Below are 26,443 nucleotides of genomic sequence, written 5' to 3' on the forward strand. Positions count from 1 at the left end.
GTTGCAGGTCCGCGCGGTAGTCGCTCCGCCATGGCCCCGGGAATCGTTCGGCAACGACAGCCGCTGCAGCCGGCACGGGCTCCGCATTATCACGCCCGGTCAGGTTCCACCATAGCGCCAGCCCTCCTAAAACAAGCGCACCGCAAAGCACGGCAACCGGTCGCCACGGGTTCGCACCTGCAGGCGCTGGCGTCCCGGTAACTGCAGCGCCTCCCCTATTCCCGGCTTGCGCGCGGCTAGCCTTCCTGGCTTCCGATACGTGCCGCCACACCATATAGCCCAGCACAGCAGCCAGCCCGGCGCCCGTGAATATGAACATTCCAAGCAAGTTGCCCGGCATGGTTAAGCCCTCCCCCAATGATGGCCGCACGATAGCCCCGGCACCGGCTACGGTCAAACGGAGCACGGCGTTGACATCGCAAGCTGTGAACCACTCACCGCGGCGCTCTGTACAGCTGGGACGCTGTACCGATCTGGACCTTACTTTGCCACCCTGGCGAGACCTACTTTGCCGGCCCAGCGAGACCTCTGGCGGCACCGACCGAGCCAGCAACGAAACGCGCTCGACCTAAAGCGAAGTTTGCCGGGCGACGGCTCGATCAACCTTCCGGCCATTCGCAGCAGCTTAATCCGCGTCAGGCTTTCTCACCGGTACTTTGCCGGGCCAGCGAGACCTCAGCTCAACCCACTACTTTGCCGAGCCAGCGAGACCTCACGCCAACTTTCACCGCAACTTATCTATTGATATTCAACTGTTGGTTGAATTAGTATCACGTCGAAATCAGTTTGCTAACCACCAGGGGGTGTTCCATGTCGATGAAGCTGTTCAACCAGGTGCTGAGCTACCGGCTCACACAACCCATTCCACTCCGCGACATCCAGGTGTTGTCCGATGCACTGGAAACCAAGGCTGCCCGGCAGATAGGCAGTCAGGAACTCTCGACCATGGGCTTCGTCGAGCCGTTGGGCGTTGAGGGTGAGTTCGCTGAGCGTATCGGCGCCGGCTCCGTCTTCATCAGCGCGCGCAAGTCCGAGCGCCTGCTGCCCGGGATCGTGGTCAAGCAGAGCGTGGAAGCCAAGGTCAACGAGATCGAGAAGGAACAAGATCGTAAGGTCTATGCGAAAGAGAAGGCACGGATCAAAGACGAAGTCGTCCAGGCCATGCTGCCCCACGCCTTCGTGACTCACAGCCGAATCAACGCGCTGATCACCCCCACCTACATTTTCGTCGAGACCAGCAGCGCGAAGAAGGCGGATGAACTGCTGTCCCTGCTGCGCCATGCCATCGGTAGCTTACCGGTCCGCCCGGTCATCGCCAAAGTCTCACCCATCGCAACCTTCACCCATTGGGTGCAGAACGGAAAGCTGAGCGTCCCGGACGGCTTCTCCCTGGGTGAATCGTTCCAATCCCGAGGTGCTTCCGAGGAATCCTCGACCCTGAGCGGAAAGAACGTCGACCTGAGCGAAGACGACATCGTGCAGCTGATCGAAGCCGGCCGCCGTATCAACCAGCTCGAACTGATCTGGCACACCGAATCTGGTGGCGAGCGGATCGATGTCACCTACACCGTCAACGAGATGCTGGGCATCAAGGGTATTCAGTGGCCCGAAGACCTGCACCAGCAGATCAAGGACGACATGGGTGAAGACGACGACAAGGTGACCGAAGCGCGCGCCAGCCTGCTGCTGATCTCCAGCCTGTTCAACGGCCTGCTGAGCAGCCTGCTACACGCGCTGGGTGGTGAAGAAGTGCCGGGCGAACATCCGCTGGCCGCATACCTCGAAGAGCATAACGCCACGCTCGTTGATGACGAAGAAGAAGAGGAGGACCTGGTATGAACCACGACATCACCAAGTTCGTAGCCCGCCTGCCCGATGATCTGCACGAAGAGATTAAGGAAACCGCGCGCCAAAACAACCGCTCGATGAACGGCGAGATCATCCACCGCCTGCGGCAGCCAGCCGAAGCTGCTGTTAGCCAGATAACCCTGCACGTCGACACCAAGGAGGCTTCGCTGAATCTGGAGAAGCTGCTGGCTGACCTGAAGGCGGTGAACTTTAACGGGCAAGTTCAGCCCGGTAGAGCCTGAGCGAGGGTATGAAGTGATCAAGGGTTCAGAGATATCCAAGGGTCAGGTCGACGGCAAGCACTACAGCCAGATGCCCATCCAGCCGGTTCATTTCGGCATGGTCAACCGGCTCGATGCCTGTGCGTATTCGATCCTCAAGTATGTGTCGCGGCACCGCCAGAAGAACGGGCGCGTAGATGTGCAGAAGGCGCTCCATTTCATCGAGCTGCGGTCCATGCTCGGGGGCGTCGGGCACCAAGTGACGGACTGGCCCATCACGCCAGAGGAATATTGCCGGGAGAACCGGATGTCGGTGATGGAAACGGCGGTGATTATCGGACTCGGCCTCTGGCTGCAGACCGGGCAGCAGCACTACGCGGCGGAGATGAAAAGCGTCCTCGCTGAAATTCTTACGACCTATGATTCAACTGGAGCATGAATATGCAACTCAAGGTAAAGCGTCTTAACGAAGCTGCCCAGCTACCGACTTATGGGACCGATGGCGCGGCCTGTTTCGACATCCGCGCCTGCATCCCGGGCGAGGCGGCCTTCTCCACAATGCACCATCCATCCGTGACAGTCCCGACGGGCCTGGCGTTCGAGGTTCCAGCCGATCACGTAATGCTGGTCTTCAGCCGCTCGGGACACGGATTCAAGAACAACACCCGTCTCGCCAATTGCGTGGGAGTCATCGACTCGGACTACCGCGGCGAGCTAATGGTCAAGCTGACCCGTGACGACTCCGACAGCCTCTGGGTCGACCACAACGAGCGTATCGCTCAGGGCATGATCATCCCGGTTCAGCAGGTGGAGCTGATCGAAGCCGATGAGCTAAGCGATAGCGCTCGGGGTACTGGTGGGCTCGGCTCCACGGGGGTGCTGTGATGCTCCGGATCGCGGTGTTGGCCGCCAGCCTGCTCGCAATCTCCGGTTGTGATACCGACGCTTCTGTGGCTTCGCGCAATCTGTCGAAGGCCGCCGACATGTTCGAGATTGACCGACGCATCGTGTTCTACAACGGCATCACGGGCGACTACATGTTGACGAACGAGGGGCGCTGCTCCATCACGCCCAACGGCGGGAAGCTCGATGTCACCTGCAAGACGGGTCCGAGCGAATATAAGAAGCACTTCCTTGGCCTCAGTGACAACGTCACCTACTTCGCCGAACAGCTCGGGGCTGCCGATGTGAGCGTCTATCGCTATCGGGTGATCTTCAAGCCAGAAGCCCTACTGCCGGATGTCGACCTACGGACCAGCGCATCGACCGAGGCTGCTGGCCAATGAGCCTCGCCAAGCGGATTGCCGGCGACATAGCTGCTCTCTGCACGGCATTCCTGACCTGGGCGCTTCTGGCGCCCGTGGTTGCCGGCCCGATCAAGCCTCCCGTCATACAGCACACCTGCCCTGCGCCCCATACCCTCCACGGCGTCGGAGCCAACCTCAAATCCTATGCACGCCGTGTCGACGGCTGCTCCATCGCATCGAGGGATCGAACGTGAGCCGAGAATGCTACGTCGAGAAGAAATTCAATCGGCAGAACGATCTGCTGATCCAGTTCATGAACCATCTTATTGCTGACTATCAAAAACAGGGCTACGTGCTCACGGTTCGCCAGCTTTATTACCAGCTGGTGGCCCAAGCTGTGGTCGAGAACACGCTGCAGTCATATAAGCGCGTTGCCGGCCTGATCAACGACGCCAAGCTGGCAGGGCTAATTGACTGGGACGCGATTGAAGACCGCACCCGTGAGTTCTTAGTGAACCCGCACTGGTCGAGCGGCGGCGAAATCATCCGTACTGCAGCAAATTCCTACGGCGAAGATATGTGGGATAACCAAGAGTCGCGGGTTTTCGTCATCATCGAAAAGGAAGCACTGGTTGGGGTACTGCAGCGCGCTTGCCGGAAATTTGATGTACCCATGCTCGCCGCCCGCGGCTACCCCAGCGGTACGGTTCTGCGCGACTTCGCCGAGAGCCATTTGCTGCCAGCGATCAAGAATGGGCAGTTCGTCAGGGTTCTTCACCTGGGTGACCATGACCCCAGCGGAATCGACATGACCCGCGACCTCGTCGACCGGATCTCGATGTTCACCTACGGGATGGTTACCGACTCGGACATCGACCGGATCGCTCTCACCATGGACCAAGTCGATGAGGTGAAGCCGCCGGAGAACCCGGCCAAGTCGACCGATTCCCGCTTCGCCAGCTACCGGCGCGAGTACGGAACGTCCAGTTGGGAGCTGGATGCGCTGACGCCTCAGTACCTCAATAATTTGGTTGAGATGCATATCGAGAGTCACATCGACCCCGACTCTTGGCAGGTGAAGGAGCAGCGCGTGCTCACGATCAAGCAGCAAATCTCCGCCAGGGCAGATGAGCAAGAGCGCTACGAAGCCTCACTCGAAAGCTAATCAAAAGGAAACATCATGGATATCGGGCTTCTTCTGATCCGCATCATCGGCATCCTGCTGCTCACAGTCGTGGCGATGGCCTGCTTCTCCAATATTGGCAAGACGACTCGAGGTTCCGTCTGGACCAGGCGGAAGGCTATTCGCGGTCTCGTTCTGTTCTGGTCGTTGTACCTGCTGGGGTTCCTCAGTCATGGGTGACGTGCCGGCCGTGAACCACCGAGTCGACGATCGCAAGGACCTATGCGCGCTGGCGCCGTACGAGTTCAAGAACGGCGAGACGATCAAGGTGGACCTGACCAAGGTTGCCGGCTATCAGGCTTCGCTGAAATACGTTGAGGCGCTAATGGATGACGGCAGTCTGCACATCCTGGCGACCTCTTTGGCGAAGCTCCAGAAAGCGCATCCGCAGCTGGTACGGGTGCGCCGCGACACCCTGGTCGTACCCGAAAAGGTGCAATCGATCGCGCGCCTGGCCGCTGACCGTCGACGCGAAATAACGCTTGCCGGAGGCTGGATCGTAACCACTGGACGCGACTCATCCGACTGGCGAAAACTCGATGCGAAGGGGGTTTCGTTGCACTAGACAATTCAACTCTTTGTTGAATATACTACTGGCACACCAACATTAGCGGGCCAGTCAGATGAGCAAGCAAGAGCCGAAGGAAGCGACACCCACCCTTCTCGACCTGACAGTAACAGGTCTTCTCTTGCTGCTGTTCTGGCTGGCCTCGCTGCCGTTTCAGTCCGGGGGAACCCTGTGAAAACGAAAGCCAAAACCGCGCCCTCCCAGCTCTCGGAAGCGCATCTGACCAAGTGGCGTGCGCTGCTCACCGCCTCAGCCGAACAGATCGAGGCGCTGCAGACCAAGCTCGAAATGTACGAGCAGCGGCAGGAAGCAACCGTCGAGAAGGAGCTGTTCCTGCTGGAAAAGCTGATCGCCGCGGAAGAGCGGGTCGAGGAGTTGAACAGCCTGCTGGCGGAACTGGCCGACCCAGATAACCAGCTGGTCGTCGTCGACCCGGTCCACCTGAACCCCGCTGATCAATTGCCTCCGGTTGCCTGCCCTCTTCTGATCCACGTAGAGGGTGAGCTGATCCGGGCTGAGCGCACCGCATTCATCGCCAGCCGTGAGCGCGCGATGGTTTACCAACTGGAGGACGGCCGGCGGATCGAGGGTCGCTTCCCCTGGACTTACCCATGAAGGATCAGAGCATGAGCAAGATTGTTGTGGATCGCGATATGCTGGAACGGGTGTATGCCGGCTGGCACAAATCGACCGATGTTGCAGGCCCGATGTTTGAGCTGCGCGCCGTGTTAGATGCCGAGCCAACGTGCAGCGAATGCGAGGGATACGGCTCGCGAATGACCACCAACTTCGATGGTTTCCCAGTTATCGAGCCGTGCCCGTGCCGCAACGCAAAGGTTGAGCCAGCCCCGGCGCAGGATGAGCAGGAGGCAGAGGTTCCGCGCAAGGCGCTTGCCGACTTCATCGAATACAGCGTTCACGGTCCTTACGGCTGCAACGCAAAGTGGCTTTCGGACAAGCACGCCTTGGTCGCAGCACTCACTCGCCCCGCGCAGACCGGGCAGCGGCCTGTGGCGTGGGTCTATGTGAAAGATCGCCACGAAGGCCCGTATGAGTTCCACGGGCTTGAGCTGCTTGATTCAGGCAAGCACAACTTGTACGCCGCCCCCATCGCGCAGGCCGAGCAACCATCAATGCAGCAGATCAGCGACTACCTGCACAGGTTAGATGCTATACAGAGAGAGCTAATCGAGCGCGAGGCTCGCTTAGTCGCGCCTACCATTCAGACCGCCCCGCAGCCGGAGCAGCTACCGCACTGGGAGCCATGCAATCCGGGCTGCGATCCAGAGTTCAACGGTCAGCGAAGCAGGTATTGCGCAGAGCTATGCCACGGTGCCCGCGCCGCCCTGTCCGCCACCCCCAGCCCCGCCAAACGAGGTGATGCATGAGCAAGGTATTGGTTGATCGGGAGCTGCTGGAGAAGTGGGCCGATAAGTTGGAGGGCGCTGATTCAGCTGGATATGGCTGGGAGGATCTGCTGGCGGCAGAGGTTCGTGGAGCTATCGCCCAGCCCGCAGAGGCGGAAGGGGTTTCCGTGGAACGATGGCTACATGAGCAAGGCGAGTATCACCTGCACCCCGACGGTGAGTGGGTGCTTTATGACGACCACCTCGCCGCCCTGTCTGCCGTCCCCGGCCTGCGTGAGTACATCACCAAGGGCTTGGCTGAAGGCACCCTGTCGATCGGCGGCGCGATCTCGGCTACTGGAGAGCGGACGGAATGAGCAACGAATTCAAAGAAGGTCAGGTGCTGATTTTCGACCCGTCCGACGGTCGACGCGAACCCCGCGAAATCACCATCGGCAAGACGGGTCGCAGGTGGGTTCAGATCAAGAGCGCAGGGTGGATCGATGCCCGCTTTGACAAGGAAACATTGGTCATTGACGGTCGGGGATATGCCTCACCGGGGCGGGTCTGGCTCAGCTGGGATTCGTATCACGGTGAGAAGAGACGCCTAGCACTTCACGCTCGCTTGCGCCGAATGCTGGACGACTATTCCAAGCCGTACACGACAGAGCAGGTCGCGGCAGCACTTGCTGCGCTGGGCTACACGGAGCAATCGGAATGAGTGAAGAAAACGTAAAGCTGGTCCACCCCTGCACATACTTCGATCGAGGGCTGTACGACGATCTGAAGGTCGCAGGGCTCGATACGTTCGAGGCAAAGCGTCAGGCAACCGTGGTCAGTCGTGGAATCAGTCTTCGGGAGCACCTGGCTGGACAAGCGCTGCCAGCCGTGATTTCGGAATTCTGCCACGGCAAGCGCGAAGGAGACTGTAAGGTGGACGACAACTGGCCCGACGCTATCGCTCGCGACTGCTACAGGATTGCCGACGCCCTCATCGAGCGAGGATCAAAACGATGAGTGCAGCAAAGCGATACGGCGACCCGGTCTTCGGCAACACACTGGCGGACCTGAAGGTGTTGACCACGATGACCCAGGCCATGGACGGCCTCAAGTTCGAAGGTCCCGCCCGGAAGGTTGGAGCATTCCTGACTCTGGCAGCGGCCACCGGAGAGCTGATCGGCGAAATCGAGGATCTGGAACTCGCGCTGCAGGATGCCGAGGGTCGCGCTGACAACGCCGGCCGCAACGCATCGGCTTTCGAAGATCGGATGGGTGACCTGCAGGTTGAGAACGGGAAACTGCGCGACCAGATCACCGAACTGAAGACGGATGCTCAGCGCCAGCATGAGGCTAACCGGACAACCTGGACGCAGCTTGAACATGCGAAGTCATTAGTGCGGGAGGCTGTAGTCATCTGCCGCACTAATGACTTGCACATTAGTGCGAATTATCTCGAAACCGCCCTGCCTCAGCATGCCGAGTCGGGACAACGGATTGACCCGGCCAAGGAGCGCGCCGCAACCGAAGTGGCAGAACAGTCCGAGCTGCGAGCCAAGCCATCCCCGGCGCAGAAATCGCAGCAGGCTGGTCACCCAATGCAACCCATCGAGTTCGACGGGAAAGGCGTTATTCGCTTTCGGGAGAACCGGATGGTGAGGCACCTGCTCGACTTCGCCGCACCACGCGGATGCGGCTTGAACGAGCTGGCCCGCATGGACTTCAGCCAAGATGACCGGATGCAGCTAGCACAGCTGATCGGCTATAGCGTCAGCGGTTACGGCGATCTAGGCTACGCAAGTGACGAATCCGTTGAAGCCGCGGATCAGATTGCAGCCGACCTGCATGCTGCCCAGAAGGAGGTCGACCGTGGCTGAACCAAAACAGGTGAACGTCGGCACCATTGGTCACATCGACCATGGGAAGGTCACGCTCACGGCAGCGTTGGTGAAGGTGCTTGGTCCTGAAATGGCAGACAAGGTGGTGATACTGGACGACGAGAGTGTTGCCAAACTCCGAGATCAGAATCGGATATTCGACGAGTTGGATTTCCCAGCCCAAGGGCTCGGTCGCCAGCGTAGCGTAAACCGGAAAGCACTGAGGAAGGCGCGAATGCTAGACCTTCAGCGCCGAGCGTTTTCGAAGGAGTTGTCGCCAAACAAGGGTATCCCCGGATGAAAAAGCTGAAGGAGGCGGACGTGCGCAACTGCACGTACTGCCACGCCAATGGGGTCACAGCTCGCGCCACCTGGAGATCCAACCGCCTGACACTCTCGAAGCGTGCCTGCCAGGGGCACCTCCCGGAGTTGCAGCGCGAGGAAGCCCGTGCGTCCGCGCTCGACAGCCACATGTCCGAAGCCGATCACCAAACCTGGGGTCGGCTGGATCGAAGGTATGCTACCCACGACACTTGAGAGATTTAGCAATGGAAGAAAACAGTGCTGTTCAACAGGCCAGCGAAGACATAGCCGAATTTATCAATGACCGGCTGCGTCGCCTTCAGAAGGAAACGGGTCGGTGGCCGTCTACGATTGGTTTAGACATCGTATTACACACCGAGGCGGGAAAGGTGAACGGGTTCATACTCACAGACTTATCCATAGAGTTGGCTGACGACGCTGAAGTCCATCCTGAGGGTTGCTTCGGGAGCAGCTGGGTTTCCTCGAAACGGTGAATGACTGCCATGACCATAACTACCCGCGGCATAGCCGACGTACTTTTCATCTGCGGCGATCAGGAAACCGCTCTGACAGGCATTGAGGTCCTGCTGTCCGAGACGATGCCAGGTACGTTCGAAATGATGTTCGGATCAGTCAACGCGAAGGCAGCGGAAGGGGCGGATCGCGTCTGTGTCGAGCTGCCGGATCGCTATCTCTGCGGCCCCATCACTTTTAACAAAAGCGGTAGCGTTGTGTTCAGCGACGAAGGTCTAGAGTGAGCTGAACTGGTCGGCGGAACGGCCACCATCAAGTTGATATCGCGTTGGCAATTCAACTTATAGTTGAATATACTGCGAGACATCAAGAAAGCTGCCTTGGAGTTCCGCAGTCGATGAATACGCTATTTTTGCTGATGGCCCAGTACAACGGGCTCGCTGTCATCCCGCTCGATCGAGTGTGCCAGGACTATTTCCGCCACCTCACTATCGACCAGTTTCAGCGCAAGGCCAACGCCGGCATTATCCAGATCCCAATCACCCGAATGGAAGCCGGCACCCAGAAGAGCGCCAAGGGCATCTTCCTCACCGACCTGGCCAAGTATATCGACGACCGCCATGCCGCCGCAGTGAAAGAGGAAGCCCAGCTCAACGGTCGACGCTTAGGTTAACTTGGCCTTTTTCCGCCCCACCCACTCGCCGTACTGCACCTTCACAGCAAGGACTTTAGGTAGCCATTCCCAATCGCCGTACCGATCACCTTGAGCGTGCAGGTGGGTATAGCGGCGAAGCGAATTCCAATTCCGGTGCCCGGATACTGACGACACGCGCGGAATATCCCAGCCCATTTCAAACAGGCGACTGATGCCTTCGTGGCGAAGATCATGGAAGTGCAGGTCCACCACTTGCTCGGCCTCCACTGCCCGCGCCCACGCCCCCTGAATAGCATCGACGGTGTAGGGGAAAATCTCTTCGTAGACCCGCGGCATGCTCTGGATGATTCCCCAGGCTTCGTCCGGTAGATTGCACCAAACGTCGTTACCCCACTTGTCACCAGGGTTCTTCATATCCCGCACCAGCACCGCCCGCCGCTTCTCGTCCAGATCGGCCCAGCGGATTCGCACAATCTCCTCCTGCCGGCGCGTGCTGAACAGAGCGAACGCGGCGATCTTGGCCATCGGCATGGATGTGGGACGTGAAGAATGGCTGCGGAAGAACGCTCCAAGCAGCCTGTCTAACTCTTCCATGGTGGGCCGACGATCGCGCTCGCGACTCTTCATCTTGTAGCCGAGCTTCTTGAGTACCAGCCGTGCCCGCATCATGGCGACAGGGTCGATCTCGTAGCCCCAGGCGGCATTGGCCACCGACATGACGGCTCCCAGGTGGGCCAGATCATTTCCTGCCGTCTGAGGCTTCACGCCGCCCCCTTCAGGTCCCATCCGCCAGAGTGCGAAGTCGACTAAGGTTTGGCTGGTGACCTGCTTGTCCGTCAGCTGACCGAGATAGCTCCGGCGGATCGCATTCAGGGTCGCCTCCTTGGTCTTACCGAGAGGCTGAGCTTTTCCGACTTCCTGCAAATAGCGGTCGATTATATCGGCCAGAATGTGACCAGATCGCGCTGAGCGCTCGATTGCACCTGGCTCATTCAGCTCCGTCTCGCGGCGCTTCGCCCAGACCTCGGCGGCCTTCTTCCGTTCGAACGTCTGACTCTCCTGATAAACTTGTTCACCGTCCTTTTTGATGCGTATCTGCACGGTGTAACTTACCGTTCCGTCCGCTCTCTTTCGCGGTCTGATAGTGGCCACGGCGGTATGCCCTCCTAGCGAGTGGTACAAATCTGGGGTTGAGTGGTACAGCGTACCACCGAAATTAAAAAACCCACTTGATTCCACCAAAAACCTCGCAAATTCAACCGATTTTCAACCAGTATAATATTTATGAAATACCTTTCAAACCCAGCAACGGCGCGGCCTGCGGTAGATAGGAGGTTTTCTGTCGCACCGATGATGGACTGGACTGACAGGCACTGCCGTTTCTTTCTCAGGCAGCTATCCCGGCATGCCTTGCTCTATACCGAGATGGTTACGACTGGCGCGCTGATCAATGGCGATGCCGAGCGTTTTCTGCGTCATGACGAGACGGAATATCCCCTCGCCTTGCAGCTCGGTGGCAGCGTGCCGGCGGATCTCGCAGCGTGTGCGAAGATGGCCGAAGACGCCGGCTACGACGAGGTTAACCTCAACGTCGGCTGTCCCAGCGACCGGGTGCAGAACAACCTGATCGGCGCGTGCCTCATGGGTCATCCGGCACTGGTTGCCGACTGCGTGAAAGCGATGCGCGATGCTGTAGAGGTCGATGTAACAGTCAAACACCGTATCGGCATCAACGGGCGCGACAGTTATGCCGAGCTGTGCGATTTCGTCGGCCAGGTGCGTGAAGCGGGCTGTCGGAGCTTTACCGTGCATGCACGCATCGCCATTCTCGAAGGATTGTCGCCGAAGGAAAACCGTGAGGTTCCACCGCTGCGTTATGACGTCGCTGCCAAGCTCAAGGAGGATTTTCCGGATCTGGAGATCATTCTCAACGGCGGCATCAAAACCCTGGATGAATGCGAAACGCACTTGGAGCACTTTGATGGTGTGATGCTCGGACGCGAGGCGTATCACAACCCCTACCTCCTCGCGCAGGTGGATGCCAGACTGTTCGGCAACAACGAGCCGGTCATCAGCCGCGCCGATGCGTTAAGACGGATGCGTCCGTATATTCAACGGCATCTGGATGCCGGCGGTTCGATGCATCACATCACTCGCCACGTATTGGGGCTGGGGCAAGGCTTTCCCGGTGCGCGACGTTTTCGCCAATTGCTTTCCGTCGACATTCACAAGACCAAGGATCCTCTGGCGCTTCTAGACCAGGCGACTAGCTTGCTCGAAGGCCGCTGATAACTTGCAACCAAGGAACACTCGGGATCATTTTCAATCCAACTGCTGTCCCGCCCGGCCGCCCGCTCGTTGAGCGGTTCGGTCGCCTAGGGTTAAGGTCATGCCAACTCAGAGGATGAAGCGCACCCATGACGTCTAAACTGGAACAACTCAAGCAATTCACCACCGTCGTCGCCGATACTGGCGACCTCGATGCCATCGCCCGTCTGCAGCCGGTCGACGCCACCACCAATCCGTCGCTACTGCTCAAGGCCGCTGCCCTGCCCCGTTACGCCGAACATCTGCAAGCAGCGATGTCTCGTTGTGCTGGCGACATCGGCCTAGGTTGCGACCTGTTTGCCGTCGCGGTCGGCCAGGAGGTGCTCAAGCTGATTCCTGGACGAATTTCTACTGAAGTCGACGCACGACTTTCGTTCGATTCCCAGGCGATGGTGCAGCGCGGCGAACGCCTGATCGGCCTATATGAGCAGGCTGGCGTATCCCGAGATCGGGTTTTGATCAAACTGGCTTCAACCTGGGAGGGTATTCGTGCCGCCGAGCAGCTGGAAAAGTCAGGCATCCAGACCAACCTGACGCTGCTGTTCTCCTTCACCCAGGCAGTAGCCTGCGCCGAAGCTGGCGTGTTCCTCATCTCGCCGTTCGTAGGTCGTATTTACGATTGGTACAAGAAACATGAAGGCCGCGATTACATCGGCGATGAAGATCCGGGCGTACAGTCGGTCAGCCGCATCTATGACTATTACAAGGCGCACGGTTACAAAACGGTGGTGATGGGCGCGAGTTTCCGCAATTCGGGGCAGATCGAAGCGCTGGCAGGCTGCGATCGTCTGACGATCAGTCCCGAATTACTCGGGCAGTTAGCGCAGGAAGAAGGCCCTCTGGAACGTAAGCTGTCGCCAGGCCGTCCATCCGAGGCGCGCATTGCAATGGATGAAGGCAGCTTCCGCTGGGGGCTGAATGAAGATCCAATGGCGACCGAGAAACTGGCCGAGGGTATCCGTCAGTTCGCTCGTGATCAGGAAAAGCTCGAGGCTCTGCTCGAGGCCAAACGCTAAATCAGGAGCGTTCCAGCGCAGTCACGAGGTCGCGAAAAGCCTCGCGGTTGGATTCATTGAGGCTCATCAGGATACGGTGAGCCTCAAGCACCTTGTTTTTTACAATCTCTTCCGACTGATCCTGGCTGGGCAGGTCCGCCAATTGCTCGGGCGACGGTAACGGCTGGTCGACGATATTGAAGACCTGATCGAAACCCATCGACTGCAGCAAGCGGGTGATGTCCGCGTGGGTGGTGACCAGGGTCGGTAGCAGGCCGACCTTCTGCCGAGAGAGAATCGATAGCTTGGCTAGCAGGCCGAGTGTCGTGCTGTCGATGCTACGGCTTTCGGTGAGGTCGATAACGATTGATGAGAAATTCAGCGATGAGAAAATTTTCTCGATTGTCGCGTCCAACGCCGAGCAAAGCGTCAGCCTGATTTCGCCGACGAACTTGAGAACGAAAGTGCCGTCCTGCTCGGCGAACTGGATTTTACCTGTGCTCATGCAAGGTTCCTGCTCAATACCAGCAACGCGATGTCATCGGGCATATCCTCCAGATCGGCCAAGCCAAACACCCGCCGAAGTCCATCCAACGTACCGCCTGCTTCAAGAATCAGCCCAGGCAGCCCTGCCTCCTTATCTTTGAGCGCCTCCCCCGGCAAAAGGTCCAAAATGCCATCCGATAGCAGGGTCAGGCTGAAACAACCCGGTAGCTCGATCTCATAGTTATCGTAGGTCGCTTCAACGAACAGGCCAACCGGCAATCCCCGTCCTTCCAGATAGCTCGCGGTATCACCGGTGTACAGCACCGGCATCGGCAGATGGCCACCGATGCTGTAATGCAGCACGTTGCGCTCCTGATCGATCACCCCGCCAAGCATGGTGACGTGCTTGCCAAGCTTGCAGTTGATCAACCCGCGATTGATGTGATCGAGCACCTCGGACGGTTTGAATTCACGTAGCGTCCTGCCCCGACGAGACTCGTACAGAAGCCTCGTGGTCATGAATTTCAGCAGGACCGTAACGAATGCCGACGAGGCGCCGTGGCCCGAAACATCGGCCAGATAGAAGCCAATGCGATGCTCGTCCACCCGAAAATAATCGACGAAATCGCCGGAGAGATAGAGAGATGGAATGATCTGGTGGGCGAACTGGAAATCATCGAGGCTGCAAGGAGTGACCGGCAACATGTTCATTTGAACCTGCCGACCGGCATCCTGATCTTCCTGCAATAAATGCAGGCTGGCTTGAAGATCGCGGTTGGCCGTTTCTAGTTGCTCGCGATAGCGTCGGTTTTCCAGACGCAGCCGTGAACGATCCAGCGCGCGACGAACCGCATGTTCGAGCATCGCCAGATCTTCGAGGGGTTTGATCAGGTAGTCGGCCGCGCCGAGTCGCAGCGCTTCGACAGCATCGCTCATGACGCCGGCGCCGGACACTACAATGACGGGAAGGTCGGCCTGACGTTCACTAATCAGCCGGATCAGCTCCAGGCCATCCATCTGCGGCATGCGCAGATCGCAAATCACCAGATCCGGGTGCTCGGCGTCAAACAGCTCCATGCCCAGCGGCCCGTTGGGTGCTTGCAAAACTTTGAAACCACTGTCATCCAGATAGGCGGCCAGACTGGCTCGTACCACATCGTCGTCATCTATGATCAGTAGCGTCGCGCTTGGGTTGTGCATGTTCCTACCAGGCGGTATCGCCAGGATGATTGGCGAAAGCATCGGCCCCGCGCGAGCGCTGGGCATGGGATCTTTTCAAGGCGCAGACGGTACTCCCATACGACATCTGTTTCAAGCCAGGCGCCGCCGCTCCGCCTGTGCTTTACAGGCTCAATCAACGGGCGTTATAAGAACTGGCGAAACCAAAACGTGAAGGACAAAAATAATGACCCAGGGTGATCGGGACTACAGCGAAAAACGCGACTTCATCCGTATGCAGATCGAGACGGCAATTAGCCTTATGCAGGGCGATCAGAGCTACGATGCGGTCTGTCTGGACCTCTCAAGCACAGGCATGCAGGTGATCGCCGCGACCAGCTTGCAGATGGGGGACAAGGTCCGAGTATATATCCCTTCCGAGCACAACGAACTGAAGGGACTGAACGCTGAAACCGAAGTCGTGCGGGTCGGCTCGCATGACGATGGCCGGCAAAGTCTCGGCCTGGCGATCCTGTCGATGAGCTAATGAACACTCCGCGCCGAGGCGTTTTTGAGTCGTGCCCCGCCCCCAAAGCGCTGGTGAACCAGTCGTTTGGGGGCGGCGTGTCGATCAGAAGTCGTCTTCGACCTGACCGTCCTGCGTGCGGAACTCGCGGTTTTGCAGATAGGCGTTGCGGACAAAGATGTACTTGTCTCCAGTAATCATCTTCTCGGCCGAGAGTAGGCCTGCTCGCAAATCGACCACGTTCACCGCTCGCGTCACGTTGCGGGTCGGCACGTGATCTATGTAGGGGTAAGGCTGCAGGAACGAATCAGGCACACGTCCCGTCGCGTCGCGTACGGTGCTAGGCCCTAGCAGCGGTAACACGACGTAGGGGCCGCTGCCCAGCCCCCAGGCGCCAAGCGTCTGGCCGAAGTCCTCGTCGTTTTTTTGCAGGCCCATACGGGTGGCTACGTCGAAGAAGCCCAGCACGCCAAAGGTGCTGTTGAACAAGATGCGACTGGTGTCGATGCCAGCGTCGCGGATCTTGCCCTGCAGCAGGTCGTTGGTCAGCACCACGACGTCACCCAGATTGCTGAATACGTTGCCGATGCCGTCTTCGACGAAGTTCGGGGTTACTTTCTGGTAACCCTGAGCCAGCGGCTTGAGGGTGTAGGTGTCTAGCTTGTCGTTGAAACGAAACACCACGCGGTTGACGCCTTCCCACGGATCTTCCTCGGCAGCCTGCAACGACGATGCACCAAGCACCGCCAGCGCTGCAACGAGCGTGACCTTGAAATATCCGATCCAATCCTTGCTGATCACTTGCATCGCTGCCTTCCCCTTATTCGAATGGTGGCGTCTGCCCATCAAAGCGCAGCAGTATAAATCCATTCCGAAGGTTTCCGGCAGCCGGCAGATACGCGGACCGACCGTCGACGAACTTCATTGCCCCTCGCCCCCTCAAAGAAAAGACAGGCCCCAACCGCTGGTCTACCCTTCTTCCATCAAAAGCTGGGGAATAATCGCCCCGAAACCACCAGAGGGAAGCAATATGCCGGAACATGATTTGCAGTCGCAGCTTCTAGAGTTGCGTAGTCAACTGGCCCAGGACGCACCACTGACAGAAGAGGAACGTGCGTCGCTGCAAGCGATTGCCCAGGACATTGAGCTGCGCCTGGCGAACCAGGGCGTAGTAGACCAGAACGATTCGCTGGTCGATGGCGTCAACCTGGCGGTAGAGCGCTTCGAGGTCAGCCACCCCAATACCGCCATGACGCTGCGCAACATCATGCAAACACTGGCGAATATGGGGATATAAGCACGAAAGCCGGACGGGAATGGCGCAAGGCCTATTGCGATCGTCTCGCCTCCCGTTTGATTACTGCCTCACGAGCCGCCCATTGCTTGGCGACATAGCCTCGCTGCTACGGTAAGGGTTGATGTCCAGTCCGCCGCGTCGTACATAACGCGCGTAAACGCTCAACCGCTCCGGCTTCAGCAGACGCTGAAGATCAAGAAAGATGCGCTCCACGCACTGCTCATGGAAATCCGCGTGCTGACGGAAACTCACCAGATAAGCAAGCAGACTCGCCGGTTCTAGCGCTGCGCCGCGATAATCGACCACAACTGTGCCCCAATCCGGTTGCCCGGTGACTGGGCAATTGGATTTGAGCAGATGGCTATGCAGACACTCCTCAATCTGACGCTCGGCATCGCAGCGCAACAGATCGGTTCTTGGCGAGTCGTAGTGATCCATCGCTACATCCAGCTCATCGATGCACCGTCCAGGTAGCCGCGCAATCCCTTCTTCCGCAACTTCATCCAGCGTGCGCAGCCGTACCTCGACGGGCTTTCCAGCCGCCGCGGAGAGATCGTTCGTCATCACCGCAACCAAGGCCTCGCGGCTCTCGAATACTGACTGATTCAGCGAATTGAGATAGAGCTTGAACGACTTGGATTCGATGATATTCGGCGAGTCGGCCGGAATTGCGAATTCACCGATGGCAACGACCGGCTTGCCTGATGGCAGCAGCCAGGACAGCTCGTAGCAATTCCAGATATCCACGCCGCGGTATGGCAGCGTGTCGGCTGTCAGTCCTAGTTCGGCCCATTTGGGCGCGCGCGGTATGGGGAACAGTTGCTCGGGGCTGTAGTTCGCGACATAGGCGCTGGATTTACCCAGCGGCGAGAGTTCGGCGGGGTGCTGCATGACAGGAACCTGTACGAAAAACGATCGCAAGTGTAGCGGTTCTCGCCAGGTTTATCACCGCGAAGCCAGTCGAAAGGCTGCACATAGCTGTGAGGCGAAGCAACGATTGCATCGCCCCTTAGCAACTAAACATGACATTAGCCAACGTTGCTATTGGCGCATTCCACGGCCACTCTGGAGCAGCCGGATACACCACAGATACATCAGCACCGTGGCAACCACCATGAAGGTGATGGCAATACCGATACGGATATCCGACACGCCCAGAATGCCGTAACGGAACGCATTGACCATGTGCAGGATCGGGTTGGCCAGTGACAACGTCTGCCAGAAAGGTGATAGCAGATTGATCGAATAGAACACGCCGCCCAGATAGGTCAGCGGCGTCAATACGAAGGTCGGAATGATGGAGATGTCATCGAAATTTTGTGCAAACACTGCATTGATGAAGCCGCCCAGAGCGAAGATTGTCGATGTCAGCATAATCACTAGAAGTGTGACGCCGAGATGATGGACCTGCAGATCGGTAAAGAACATCGACAGTAAGGTCACAATCAGCGCAACCGCCAGGCCGCGGGTGATACCGCCCAGCGCGAAGCCGATCAGAATCACATGCGGCGAGACCGGCGAGACCAGCAATTCCTCGATGGAACGCTGGAACTTGCTGCTGAAAAAGCTGGAGACCACGTTGCTATATGAGTTGGTGATCACTGACATCATGATCAGCCCGGGCACGATGTACTCCATGTAAGTGAAGCCGCCCATCTCGCCGATTCGCTCGCCGATCAGATTCCCGAAGATCACGAAGTACAGCACCATGGTGATGGCCGGGGGCAGCAGGGTTTGCGGCCAGATGCGCGTGTAACGACGGATCTCGCGATGAACGATGGTTTGCAGGGCAACCAGGTTGGGCCGAAATTCAGCGTTCATTTGGCCACCTTGGGCAAATTGTTTTCCACCATCGACACGAATAGTTCCTCCAGCCGATTGGTCTTGTTACGCAGGCTCAGTACCTCGATGCCTTGCGCCGCCAACAGGCGAAACAGGTCGGTCACGCCCTGGCTCTTGTCTACCTGCACCTCGAGCGTGTGATGGTCGACCAGCCTCGCCGGATAATTGCCCAGCTCCGGCGGCACCAGCTGCGACTCCTTCAGATCGAGCAGGAAGGTCTCGACATGCAGCTGCTTAAGAAGCTCGCGCATGCTGGTGTTCTTGACGATCTGGCCGTGGTCGATGATGCCTATGTTGCGACACAACTGCTCGGCCTCCTCCAGGTAGTGCGTCGTGAGAATGATGGTGATGCCTTCGCGATTAAGTTCGGTGAGGAACGACCACATCGAGCGGCGCAGCTCGATATCCACACCAGCGGTGGGCTCGTCGAGGATCAGCAGGCGCGGACGATGAATCAGCGCGCGCGCGATCATCAAGCGCCGCTTCATACCGCCGGAGAGCATCCGCGAAGATACGTCGCGCTTGTCCCACAGGCCCAGCTGGTTGAGGTATTGCTCGGCGCGCTCCTTGGCGACCTTCGACGGAATGCCGTAGTACCCCGCTTGCGTGACGAGAATATCGAAGGCCTTCTCGAACTGGTTGAAGTTGAATTCCTGCGGCACCACACCCAGGCAACGCTTGAGCTTGCCGGGGTCACGATCAAGGTCATGCCCGAAGACATTCACTGTGCCACCCGACTTGTTTACCAGGGTAGAAAGGATGCCGATGGTGGTGGACTTGCCAGCGCCGTTAGGCCCGAGCAACGCAAAGAAGTCGCCTTCGGCCACATCAAGATCGATACCCTTGAGGGCCTCGAAGCCATTTCCGTAAATCTTGGTCAACTGCCGAATGGACAGAGCAGTACTCATAGAAAAATACACACAACGCGGAGAGATTCAGAATAGATAAGGGCTGCAGCGATCGATTGCAACCACGATGCCCCTTCGACAATACCCAGCCATGCCAAACCTTCCACCGAGATTGGATTTCCCACAGCCACTTGCTGATTCTCGGAATAAGCCGAGATGCTCTGCGTCGCTGAATGCAATGGAAAATCCGTTTCGCCGCAACTCCTCTCGCTTCTGATCCGCTCGCTTCTGTAGTTATCGTCCCACCCCTCGGGTCATTTCAGAACTCATCTTGGCCGGTCCGGTCATTACTTGAAATCAATCGCATCAACCGTTCTTATCCGATTTACCCCGAAAGCCTATGCTCAAGTAGGACGCCATTCGCTCACAAGGAAATCTTATGACCCTGCTCTGGCTGCTCGTATTACTGCTCGGCATCGCCCTGATCGCTCATTTTCGAGTGTCGCCCGTACCCGCGCTGGCCATGGTGGCGGCGTATCTGGTGCTTATGGGCGCAGCCGACGAACCCCCAGCCTGGCTGATGGTGATCCTTTGGCTAGCACTGATCGCCGTCGCGGTGCCGCTGCTGCTCACCGACCTGCGCATCAAATATTTCAGCGGGCCGATGTTCGACTGGTTCAAGAAAGTCCTGCCACCCATCTCCGATACCGAACGCGACGCCATCGATGCAGGCAGCGTCTGGTGGGATGGCGAGTTGTTCAGCGGCCGACCGAACTGGGACACCCTCCTCGGCTACCCGAAAGCAACACTTACCGAAGAAGAACAGGCATTCATCGATGGCCCGACCGAGACGCTTTGCGCCATGGTCAACGACTGGGACGTCGGCCAGCGCCTGGACCTTCCGCAGGAAGCTTGGGATTACATCAAGGCCGAAGGCTTCTTCGCGCTGATCATTCCCAAGGAATACGGCGGCAGAGGTTTCTCAGCCTATGCGCACTCGCAGATCGTGATGAAGCTGGCCACACGCAGCGGTGATCTCGCCAGCACCGTGATGGTGCCCAACTCGCTCGGCCCGGCCGAATTGCTGATGCACTACGGCACCGATGAACAACGCAACCATTACTTGCCACGCCTGGCCAACGGCACGGACATCCCCTGTTTCGCCCTGACTGGCCCCTATGCCGGCTCCGACGCCGGCGCCATGAATGACAGCGGCGTGATTTGCAAAGGCCAATGGCAAGGCGAGGAAGTCATCGGCCTGCGTTTGAACTGGGAAAAACGCTATATCACGCTCGGCCCGGTCGCGACCTTGCTGGGCGTCGCCTTCAAGACCTACGATCCCGAACATCTGCTCGGTGATGAAGAAGAGCTCGGCATCAGCCTTGCGTTGATTCCGACCGATACCGTTGGCGTCGAAATCGGACGTCGACACCTGCCGTTGGGTGCCGCCTTCATGAACGGGCCGAACTGGGGCAAGGACGTATTCGTACCGCTGGAAGCCATCATTGGCGGCCGCGATATGATTGGCAAAGGCTGGATGATGTTGATGAACTGCCTGTCCGTTGGCCGCTCCATCTCGCTGCCGGCAACAGGCGTCAGCGCCGCCAAGGCATGCAGCTATGTCAGCGGCCGCTATGCGCAGATCCGTGAGCAATTCAACGTGCCGCTGGCCGCGTTCGAAGGTATCCAGGAACCGCTGGCTCGCATCGGCGGCAACGCCTGGCTGATGGACAGCGCTCGAATCCTGACGGCCAACGCGGTCGATCTGGGCGAGAAACCCTCGGTCCTCTCGGCCATCCTCAAATATCACCTCACCGAACGTGGCCGCGAATGCGTCACCGACGCCATGGACATTCATGGCGGCAAGGGAATCATCCTGGGCCCGAACAACTACCTTGGCCGCCTGTGGTTGTCTGCGCCGATCTCCATCACTGTCGAGGGCGCGAACATTCTCTCGCGCAACCTGATGATTTTCGGCCAGGGTGCGATTCGCTGCCATCCGTTCGTGCTGCGCGAAATGGAGCTGGTTCACGAGCCCGACCGCGATGCTGCGGTGGCGAAATTCGACGAGTTATTGATGCAGCATATCGGTTTCGCTGTCAGCAACACCGCCAGCACTCTGGTGCTCGGGCTGACCTTCGGTCTGTTCGGCAAAGCGCCGGGGACTGAGCTGACCCGCCCCTACTTCCGCGCGCTAGATCGGATTGCAGCGGCGTTCGCCATGCTGGCGGATCTTTCCATGATGCTCCTGGGCGGTGACCTGAAGCGCCGCGAACGCCTGTCGGCCCGTCTCGGTGATGTACTCAGCCACCTGTATCTGGCATCCGCGGCACTCAAGCGCTACCACGATCTTGGCCATCCTATGGAGCAAGCGCCGCTGCTGCGCTGGGCTATGGAAGATTGCCTGTGCAAAGCCGAGGAAGCGCTGGCCGGCACGCTGGCCAACTTCCCTAACCGGTTGCTTGGTGGCGTATTACACGTGCTGGTGTTCCCCTTCGGTGCACGACACAAGGGGCCGTCCGATGAGCTCGATGCCGAAGTTGCCGCCATCCTCGGACGCCCGGAAGGAGATTCAGCATTGGAGCAAATTCTTGACGGCGTATACCGCCCGCAAGGCAACGATGAGGCTTTCGGAGCGTTGCGAAACGCGTTCGACACGCTAGCCGCCACACAGCCAATACAGAAAAAGCTGCACAAAGCGCTCAAGGATGGAAATTTCAAACCGACTGCGGCGCAAGACCCGGTCGCTGCAGCTGTGGCGGCCGGCGTACTCAACGATGACGAAGCTGCACAATTGCGCAGCGCCGAAGCCGCCAGACGCAGAGTCATCGACGTAGACGATTTCAGCAAGGAGGAGCTTGAACTACCAGCCGGCCGGATTCGATAGCTGTTCGGCTTGCCTCGGAAAGCAAAGCCTCGCCCCGAGGTGATGCCGCGCTCTTGCCTGATTGTGCCCACGCCCGTGGGCATGCAAGCCAGGCACCTCGGTCGTCCATCGGTCACACCGCGACTACAACGCCCCACGCGCACCGAACCCCGCGCCCTGCTCGCGGGTCAATTAAAGACATCCAACCAAACGCGCCGAGCCTCTATAATCGCGCGCCCAACCGACACAGGTGAACCATGGCCAACCCCTATCACGATCACAACCTGGCATTACTGGCCCATCTGCGCGGCATCCTGCTTGCCATGGGTGAAACAGAACAGGTATCCGAAGAGAGCCATGCGCTGTTTCTCGAACGCTTCGACGAACTGATCATGAATCTCAAAGATGTGCCAGAGGAAAGGCATATGGGCCAGGACATGATCTGCCAGGTTTTCCATCGTTACCCTCAAATCGCTCACCTCGTCCCGCGCGACCTGCTGTGGTTCTTTGGGGGTGACTGCCTGCATTTCATGCCAGATGAAGAAATCGAAGTATTCCAAAGGCTGGAAGAGCGCCGCTACGAAGCCGAGCAGAACGAAGAGCCGTTCGACTGGAATATGGAAAAGCAACTGCTGACCATGCCCGAAGAAAGCCCCCGGCACTAAGCCATAGCCATAAGCCATGCCGCGTCGCGTGTTCTAATGGCGCGGTCCAAGCCGCTCCGAGAGCTCTGAAGGCTCTGCTGGAAATGATGACGGGAATATCAAAACCCACCGCAGGAATCCGCAAGTGCGAAAGCGGTGACGATTTTCTGAGAGCGCTGGGTGTTACGCGGCAACGGCGGTCAAACCACGATCAACGGCTAGGCCAAGCCCTTCGCTACATCGGATCGACCGCCGGTTCCGCGTCGAGCGGACGAATTTTTTATCGGAGTTCCGACATCCAGAGCCGCAGTGCAACGGTATGCACCGCGGCTCCTTCTTCGCCTTACGGCTTGTTAGCCGCTTGCGCCGCCTTGATCAGATCGGCACCGATCTCGCCTTCGAACTTCTTCCACACCGGCTGCATCGCTTCGCGCCACTTGGCGCGCTGTTCGGGGGTCAGTTCGATGATTTCGCTGGTGCCTGCCTTCGCGATCGCATCACGCGCTTCGCGGTTCAGGTCGTCCGCCTGGCGGTTCACCTCGACGGTGACCTCTTCCATGATCGCTTTCAGCTCGCTACGAACGTCATCTGGTAGCCCTTTCCAGAACTTGGTATTGGTGATCACCATGTAGTCGATCACACCATGCTCGGAGTGGGTGAAGTACGGCTGCACTTCATGCACCTTCTGGCTGAAATAGTTCGACCAGGTGTTTTCGGTACCGTTAACCACACCGGTCTGCAGTCCCTGGTAAACCTCGGCGAAGCTCATCTTGCGCGGGTTAGCGCGCAGTGCCTTAAACTGCTCGTCGAGCACGTTGGAGGCTTGCACACGGAATTTCAAACCGCGCGCATCCTTGGGCTCGTACATTGGCTTGTTGGATGACAACTGCTTCATACCGTTGTGCCAGTAAGCCAGGCCGGTGATGCCCTTGTCCTCCATGCTGCTCAGCAGCCCCTGACCATGCGGGCTTGCCTGAAAGCGGTCAACCGCTGCGATATCGTCGAACAGGAACGGCAGGTCGAAGATCTGAATGGGCTTGGAGTAATGCTCGAACTTGGCCAGAGAAGGCGCCAGCAGCTGTACATCACCGAGCAGCAGTGCCTCCATCTCCTTGCCATCGCCGAATAATGAGGAATTAGGATAGACCTCGACCTTGACCCGATCCCCCAAACGCTCCTCGGCAAGCTTTTTGAACAGTAACGCCCCTTGCCCTTTCGGCGTGTTATCCGCCACCACGTGAGCGAACTTGATAACAATGGGAGCGGACGCCGTCTCGGCGGCCTGAGCGAGGCCGGTTATGGTCAGGGAAAGCGCGCAGGCGAGCGCCTTGAGATTCATTTTTAACATTTGGTAGCACCCCTTTTGTTTTTGTCGGTTGGTACGCTTTTATGAGCGATGGCAGCGATCAGGAAACCGCTTGCCCGGCACGTTGCAACAGGTGGCGGGCACGGCCTAGCACTGGGGCATCGACCATCTGTCCGTCCACCACGAAGACCCCATCGCCGGAAGCTCCGGCAGCGAGGACGCGTTCCGCCCAGGCCAGTTCATCGGCGCTGGGCATCAACGTTTCGTGCACCACAGCCACTTGGCTGGGGTGAATGCACAGCAGCCCACCGAAGCCCATGTCGCGGGCATCGGCCACCATCTGGGCTAGGCCATGCAGGTTCTTGATATCAGGAAATACGCTATCGAGCGGCGGCGCCAGATTCGCCAGCCGTGAGTGCAGCAAAAGTGCATAGCGCGCTTGATCGAGTATGCGCTCAGCCGCCGCGCTGCCGCTGGTCAAGCCTAAATCGAGGCCCAGATCCAGCGCACCGAAGGACAGCCGCTCGACACCCTCGGCCGCCGCAATTTCAGCCAGCGCAACCAGGCCTCGCGCGCTCTCGATGATCGGCCATACCGGCTTGCCGCATGCAGCCGCGACCGCCACCTGAGCCGCACTTTCGACCTTAGGCAGCAGCACACCGATAACACCAGGATGGGCAGCGCACACTTTGAGGTCTTCGGCTTGCTCCGCATGCCCCGGCGCGTTGATGCGTACCAACACGCGGGCAGCCGAATCGCCAGTGAGAAAGGCGTCGAGATGGTCACGCGCGTCCCGCTTCAGATTTTCGGCGACAGCATCCTCAAGATCGACGATCACCGCGTCGGCCCCGGTGGCCAATGCCTTGGGGATCCGTTCCGGACGAGTGGCCGGAACGAACAATGCGGAGCGGACAATACCTGGAATCATGGCTATCTCTTTTTCTTAATGGTGAGCCGGACAACGCTTGCTTCGGCTTCACAATTGGATTTCATCGGCCTGTTCAGGTGAGCCGCGTCCACCCTATCGGATTAAATGTAGCGCAGCGGCCTAAACCGCGCCCTGCTCGTGCAATCGCTGGATATCGGCCGATGCGTAGCCCAACTCCGCCAGGAGCATATCGGTGTGCTGACCGAGCGCCGGGATCGGGTCCATGCGCGGCGTGAAGGCTGCGTTGCGGCCCGGCGGCAGCAAGGCCGGCAGGCGACCCGATGGGCTATCCACTTCGCTCCAGCGCTGGCGTGCCTTGAGCTGCGGATGCGCCCAGACGCCCGCCATATCATTGACGTGGGCGTTGGCGATCGGGGCGTCGTCCAAGCGAGCGATGACTTCTTCAGCACTCAATTTGGCGAAGGTCTCGACAATGATCGCGCGCAACGCGTCGCGGTTCTCTGAACGCTTGAAATTGGCCGAGAAGCGTTCATCGCTGGCCAGCTCTGGCTGACGCAACACCTTCTCGCAGAACAGCAGCCACTCACGCTCGTTCTGCAGGCCGAGCATCACGGTGCCGCCATCGCCAGTGGGAAACGGCCCGTACGGATAGATGGTGGCGTGCGCGGCGCCAGCACGCGGCGGCGGCGGCGCACCGTTGTAGGCGTAATACAGCGGGTAGCCCATCCACTCCACCAGGCTTTCCAGCATGGAGACGTCGACTCGGCTGCCCTCGCCGGTTTTGTCACGCAGCATCAGTGCCGAAAGCACGCCGGTGTAGGCGTACATGCCGGCGGCGATGTCGGCAATGGAGCAGCCGGCTTTAGCCATCTCGGTCTCGCCGGGCCCGCCGGTAACCGAAAGAAAGCCGCCCTCGCTCTGAATCAGCAAGTCGTAGGCCTTCTTCTGCTCGTACGGCCCGCCTTCGCCATAGCCGGAGATGTCGCAGACGATCAGCCGCGGGAAGCGTTCATGCAGCGTCTCGAACGACAGTCCCATGCGCGCCGCCGCGCCCGGTGCGAGGTTCTGCACCAGCACGTCCGCCTTGGCCAGCAATTGGTCGAGCACCTCGGTGGCGGAATCCTGCTTTACATCCAGGGTCAGGCTTTCCTTGGAGCGGTTGGTCCAGACGAAATGCGAGGCCAGGCCATCGACGCGTTCGTCATAGCCGCGGGCGAAATCGCCGGAACCGGGCCGCTCGATCTTGATCACGCGTGCGCCAAGATCGGCCAACTGACGAGTGCAGAACGGCGCGGCGATGGCGTGTTCGAGACTGACCACTGTAATGCCGTCTAGCGGGCGGGGTTGCTGGGTTGTATTCATATCGTTTCCTGCTAATTCGGTTCAGGCCAGACGGTGCTTCACGCACCGGGCTTTTTGTAGGAGCCAGGGGGACGCCGAGTCCTTGTTCGCAAACGCTTCAGCTCCCATTCGCGACCAAGGTCGCTCCTACGGGTTGTTTTCTTTTGTTCGTCTATCGCCGTCTTGGTGGGCTGAAGC

Annotated in this window: 33 protein-coding genes; 23 read left to right on the top strand and 10 right to left on the bottom strand. The window is 58.8% G+C overall.

Annotated elements, in window-relative coordinates:
• Positions 1-810: 810 nt before the first annotated feature.
• From rdgC to NAV33_RS07550, 17 genes are all read left to right on the top strand, one after another.
• Positions 811-1,839 carry a recombination-associated protein RdgC gene (gene rdgC / locus NAV33_RS07470; RefSeq protein WP_255978497.1) on the top strand — a complete coding sequence of 343 codons (1,029 nt, stop codon included), beginning with the start codon at positions 811-813 and terminating at the stop codon, positions 1,837-1,839.
• A complete protein-coding gene (locus NAV33_RS07475) occupies positions 1,836-2,090 on the top strand; it encodes an Arc family DNA-binding protein (protein ID WP_255978498.1) in 255 nt (84 codons plus the stop codon). The genes rdgC and NAV33_RS07475 overlap by 4 nt, the downstream gene beginning before the upstream one ends.
• A gap of 13 nt (positions 2,091-2,103) precedes the next feature.
• Entirely contained in the window at positions 2,104-2,508 is a 405-nt protein-coding gene (locus tag NAV33_RS07480) for a DUF3310 domain-containing protein (protein WP_255978499.1), read from the top strand.
• A gap of 2 nt (positions 2,509-2,510) precedes the next feature.
• Positions 2,511-2,954 carry a dUTP diphosphatase gene (dut, locus tag NAV33_RS07485; protein WP_255978500.1) on the top strand — a complete coding sequence of 148 codons (444 nt, stop codon included), beginning with the start codon at positions 2,511-2,513 and terminating at the stop codon, positions 2,952-2,954.
• A 17-nt stretch (positions 2,955-2,971) separates the two neighbouring features.
• The gene (locus NAV33_RS07490) at positions 2,972-3,355 is read left to right on the top strand and encodes a hypothetical protein (RefSeq protein WP_255978501.1); all 384 of its coding nucleotides are present in this window, start codon (positions 2,972-2,974) and stop codon (positions 3,353-3,355) included.
• Positions 3,356-3,566: 211 nt separating this feature from the next.
• Entirely contained in the window at positions 3,567-4,481 is a 915-nt protein-coding gene (locus NAV33_RS07495; RefSeq protein ID WP_255978502.1) for a hypothetical protein, read from the top strand.
• A gap of 15 nt (positions 4,482-4,496) precedes the next feature.
• Complete coding sequence (locus NAV33_RS07500) at positions 4,497-4,679, top strand: hypothetical protein (protein ID WP_255978503.1); 183 nt, start codon at positions 4,497-4,499, stop codon at positions 4,677-4,679.
• A gap of 10 nt (positions 4,680-4,689) precedes the next feature.
• A complete protein-coding gene (locus NAV33_RS07505; protein ID WP_255978504.1) occupies positions 4,690-5,064 on the top strand; it encodes a LytTR family transcriptional regulator DNA-binding domain-containing protein in 375 nt (124 codons plus the stop codon).
• Between the two features lie 174 nt (positions 5,065-5,238).
• Positions 5,239-5,682 carry a hypothetical protein gene (locus NAV33_RS07510; protein ID WP_255978505.1) on the top strand — a complete coding sequence of 148 codons (444 nt, stop codon included), beginning with the start codon at positions 5,239-5,241 and terminating at the stop codon, positions 5,680-5,682.
• A gap of 11 nt (positions 5,683-5,693) precedes the next feature.
• Positions 5,694-6,455 (top strand): hypothetical protein, encoded by a 762-nt coding sequence (locus tag NAV33_RS07515; RefSeq protein ID WP_255978506.1) that lies wholly within the window; start codon positions 5,694-5,696, stop codon positions 6,453-6,455.
• A complete protein-coding gene (locus tag NAV33_RS07520) occupies positions 6,452-6,790 on the top strand; it encodes a hypothetical protein (RefSeq protein ID WP_255978507.1) in 339 nt (112 codons plus the stop codon). Before NAV33_RS07515 ends, NAV33_RS07520 begins: the two co-directional genes overlap by 4 nt.
• Positions 6,787-7,134 carry a hypothetical protein gene (locus NAV33_RS07525; RefSeq protein WP_255978509.1) on the top strand — a complete coding sequence of 116 codons (348 nt, stop codon included), beginning with the start codon at positions 6,787-6,789 and terminating at the stop codon, positions 7,132-7,134. The genes NAV33_RS07520 and NAV33_RS07525 overlap by 4 nt, the downstream gene beginning before the upstream one ends.
• Positions 7,131-7,430 (top strand): hypothetical protein, encoded by a 300-nt coding sequence (locus tag NAV33_RS07530; RefSeq protein ID WP_255978511.1) that lies wholly within the window; start codon positions 7,131-7,133, stop codon positions 7,428-7,430. The genes NAV33_RS07525 and NAV33_RS07530 overlap by 4 nt, the downstream gene beginning before the upstream one ends.
• Positions 7,427-8,287: a hypothetical protein gene (locus tag NAV33_RS07535; protein ID WP_255978513.1), complete on the top strand. Its 861-nt coding sequence runs from the start codon at positions 7,427-7,429 to the stop codon at positions 8,285-8,287. Before NAV33_RS07530 ends, NAV33_RS07535 begins: the two co-directional genes overlap by 4 nt.
• Complete coding sequence (locus tag NAV33_RS07540) at positions 8,280-8,588, top strand: GTP-binding protein (protein WP_423836650.1); 309 nt, start codon at positions 8,280-8,282, stop codon at positions 8,586-8,588. Before NAV33_RS07535 ends, NAV33_RS07540 begins: the two co-directional genes overlap by 8 nt.
• A gap of 496 nt (positions 8,589-9,084) precedes the next feature.
• On the top strand, positions 9,085-9,348 hold the full coding sequence (locus NAV33_RS07545; RefSeq protein WP_255978517.1) for a hypothetical protein: 264 nt from the start codon (positions 9,085-9,087) through the stop codon (positions 9,346-9,348).
• 113 nt (positions 9,349-9,461) lie between these two features.
• Positions 9,462-9,737 carry a pyocin activator PrtN family protein gene (locus NAV33_RS07550; RefSeq protein ID WP_255978519.1) on the top strand — a complete coding sequence of 92 codons (276 nt, stop codon included), beginning with the start codon at positions 9,462-9,464 and terminating at the stop codon, positions 9,735-9,737.
• Here NAV33_RS07550 and NAV33_RS07555 read toward each other — a convergent pair.
• Positions 9,729-10,871, bottom strand: coding sequence for a tyrosine-type recombinase/integrase (locus NAV33_RS07555; RefSeq protein ID WP_255978521.1), 1,143 nt, complete (start codon positions 10,869-10,871; stop codon positions 9,729-9,731). The genes NAV33_RS07550 and NAV33_RS07555 overlap by 9 nt on opposite strands.
• 132 nt (positions 10,872-11,003) lie before the next feature.
• Here NAV33_RS07555 and dusA point away from each other — a divergent pair, with 132 nt between their 5' ends.
• Both dusA and tal read left to right on the top strand, forming a co-directional pair.
• Entirely contained in the window at positions 11,004-12,008 is a 1,005-nt protein-coding gene (gene dusA / locus NAV33_RS07560) for a tRNA dihydrouridine(20/20a) synthase DusA (protein ID WP_255978524.1), read from the top strand.
• Positions 12,009-12,136: 128 nt separating this feature from the next.
• Positions 12,137-13,063, top strand: a complete 927-nt coding sequence (gene tal, locus NAV33_RS07565) for a transaldolase (RefSeq protein WP_255978527.1) — start codon at positions 12,137-12,139, stop codon at positions 13,061-13,063.
• A 1-nt stretch (position 13,064) separates the two neighbouring features.
• Here tal and rssC read toward each other — a convergent pair whose 3' ends face one another.
• Both rssC and rssB read right to left on the bottom strand, forming a co-directional pair.
• Positions 13,065-13,547, bottom strand: coding sequence for an anti-sigma factor antagonist RssC (rssC, locus tag NAV33_RS07570; protein ID WP_255978529.1), 483 nt, complete (start codon positions 13,545-13,547; stop codon positions 13,065-13,067).
• A complete protein-coding gene (gene rssB, locus NAV33_RS07575) occupies positions 13,544-14,728 on the bottom strand; it encodes a two-component system response regulator RssB (protein WP_255978532.1) in 1,185 nt (394 codons plus the stop codon). Before rssB ends, rssC begins: the two co-directional genes overlap by 4 nt.
• Before the next feature lie 205 nt (positions 14,729-14,933).
• On the opposite strand from rssB, the gene NAV33_RS07580 reads away from it, so the two are divergent.
• Entirely contained in the window at positions 14,934-15,233 is a 300-nt protein-coding gene (locus tag NAV33_RS07580) for a PilZ domain-containing protein (RefSeq protein WP_255978535.1), read from the top strand.
• 84 nt (positions 15,234-15,317) lie between these two features.
• Here NAV33_RS07580 and NAV33_RS07585 read toward each other — a convergent pair whose 3' ends face one another.
• Positions 15,318-16,019, bottom strand: coding sequence for an MlaA family lipoprotein (locus NAV33_RS07585; RefSeq protein ID WP_255978537.1), 702 nt, complete (start codon positions 16,017-16,019; stop codon positions 15,318-15,320).
• 223 nt (positions 16,020-16,242) lie between these two features.
• On the opposite strand from NAV33_RS07585, the gene NAV33_RS07590 reads away from it, so the two are divergent.
• Positions 16,243-16,509: a DUF4404 family protein gene (locus NAV33_RS07590; RefSeq protein ID WP_255979294.1), complete on the top strand. Its 267-nt coding sequence runs from the start codon at positions 16,243-16,245 to the stop codon at positions 16,507-16,509.
• A gap of 60 nt (positions 16,510-16,569) precedes the next feature.
• On the opposite strand, the gene queF is transcribed toward NAV33_RS07590, so the two are convergent.
• From queF to NAV33_RS07605, 3 genes are all read right to left on the bottom strand, one after another.
• Entirely contained in the window at positions 16,570-17,400 is an 831-nt protein-coding gene (gene queF / locus NAV33_RS07595; RefSeq protein ID WP_255978539.1) for an NADPH-dependent 7-cyano-7-deazaguanine reductase QueF, read from the bottom strand.
• Between the two features lie 150 nt (positions 17,401-17,550).
• Entirely contained in the window at positions 17,551-18,330 is a 780-nt protein-coding gene (locus NAV33_RS07600; protein ID WP_255978541.1) for an ABC transporter permease, read from the bottom strand.
• Positions 18,327-19,259: an ABC transporter ATP-binding protein gene (locus tag NAV33_RS07605; RefSeq protein ID WP_255978543.1), complete on the bottom strand. Its 933-nt coding sequence runs from the start codon at positions 19,257-19,259 to the stop codon at positions 18,327-18,329. Before NAV33_RS07605 ends, NAV33_RS07600 begins: the two co-directional genes overlap by 4 nt.
• Positions 19,260-19,638: 379 nt before the next feature.
• Between NAV33_RS07605 and NAV33_RS07610 the strand changes: the two genes are divergently transcribed.
• A complete protein-coding gene (locus NAV33_RS07610; RefSeq protein WP_255978545.1) occupies positions 19,639-22,086 on the top strand; it encodes an acyl-CoA dehydrogenase in 2,448 nt (815 codons plus the stop codon).
• A gap of 236 nt (positions 22,087-22,322) precedes the next feature.
• A complete protein-coding gene (locus NAV33_RS07615) occupies positions 22,323-22,730 on the top strand; it encodes a PA2817 family protein (protein WP_255978547.1) in 408 nt (135 codons plus the stop codon).
• 322 nt (positions 22,731-23,052) lie between these two features.
• On the opposite strand, the gene NAV33_RS07620 is transcribed toward NAV33_RS07615, so the two are convergent.
• The 3 genes from NAV33_RS07620 to NAV33_RS07630 all read right to left on the bottom strand — a co-directional run bounded on the left by NAV33_RS07620 (position 23,053) and on the right by NAV33_RS07630 (position 26,266).
• Positions 23,053-24,057, bottom strand: coding sequence for a TRAP transporter substrate-binding protein (locus NAV33_RS07620; protein ID WP_255978549.1), 1,005 nt, complete (start codon positions 24,055-24,057; stop codon positions 23,053-23,055).
• Positions 24,058-24,115: 58 nt separating this feature from the next.
• Positions 24,116-24,943, bottom strand: a complete 828-nt coding sequence (locus NAV33_RS07625) for an HpcH/HpaI aldolase/citrate lyase family protein (RefSeq protein WP_255978551.1) — start codon at positions 24,941-24,943, stop codon at positions 24,116-24,118.
• A gap of 120 nt (positions 24,944-25,063) precedes the next feature.
• Positions 25,064-26,266, bottom strand: coding sequence for a CaiB/BaiF CoA transferase family protein (locus tag NAV33_RS07630; protein WP_255978553.1), 1,203 nt, complete (start codon positions 26,264-26,266; stop codon positions 25,064-25,066).
• Positions 26,267-26,443 lie beyond the last annotated feature (177 nt).

Source organism: Stutzerimonas stutzeri (assembly GCF_024448715.1).
Lineage (GTDB): Bacteria > Pseudomonadota > Gammaproteobacteria > Pseudomonadales > Pseudomonadaceae > Stutzerimonas > Stutzerimonas stutzeri_AR.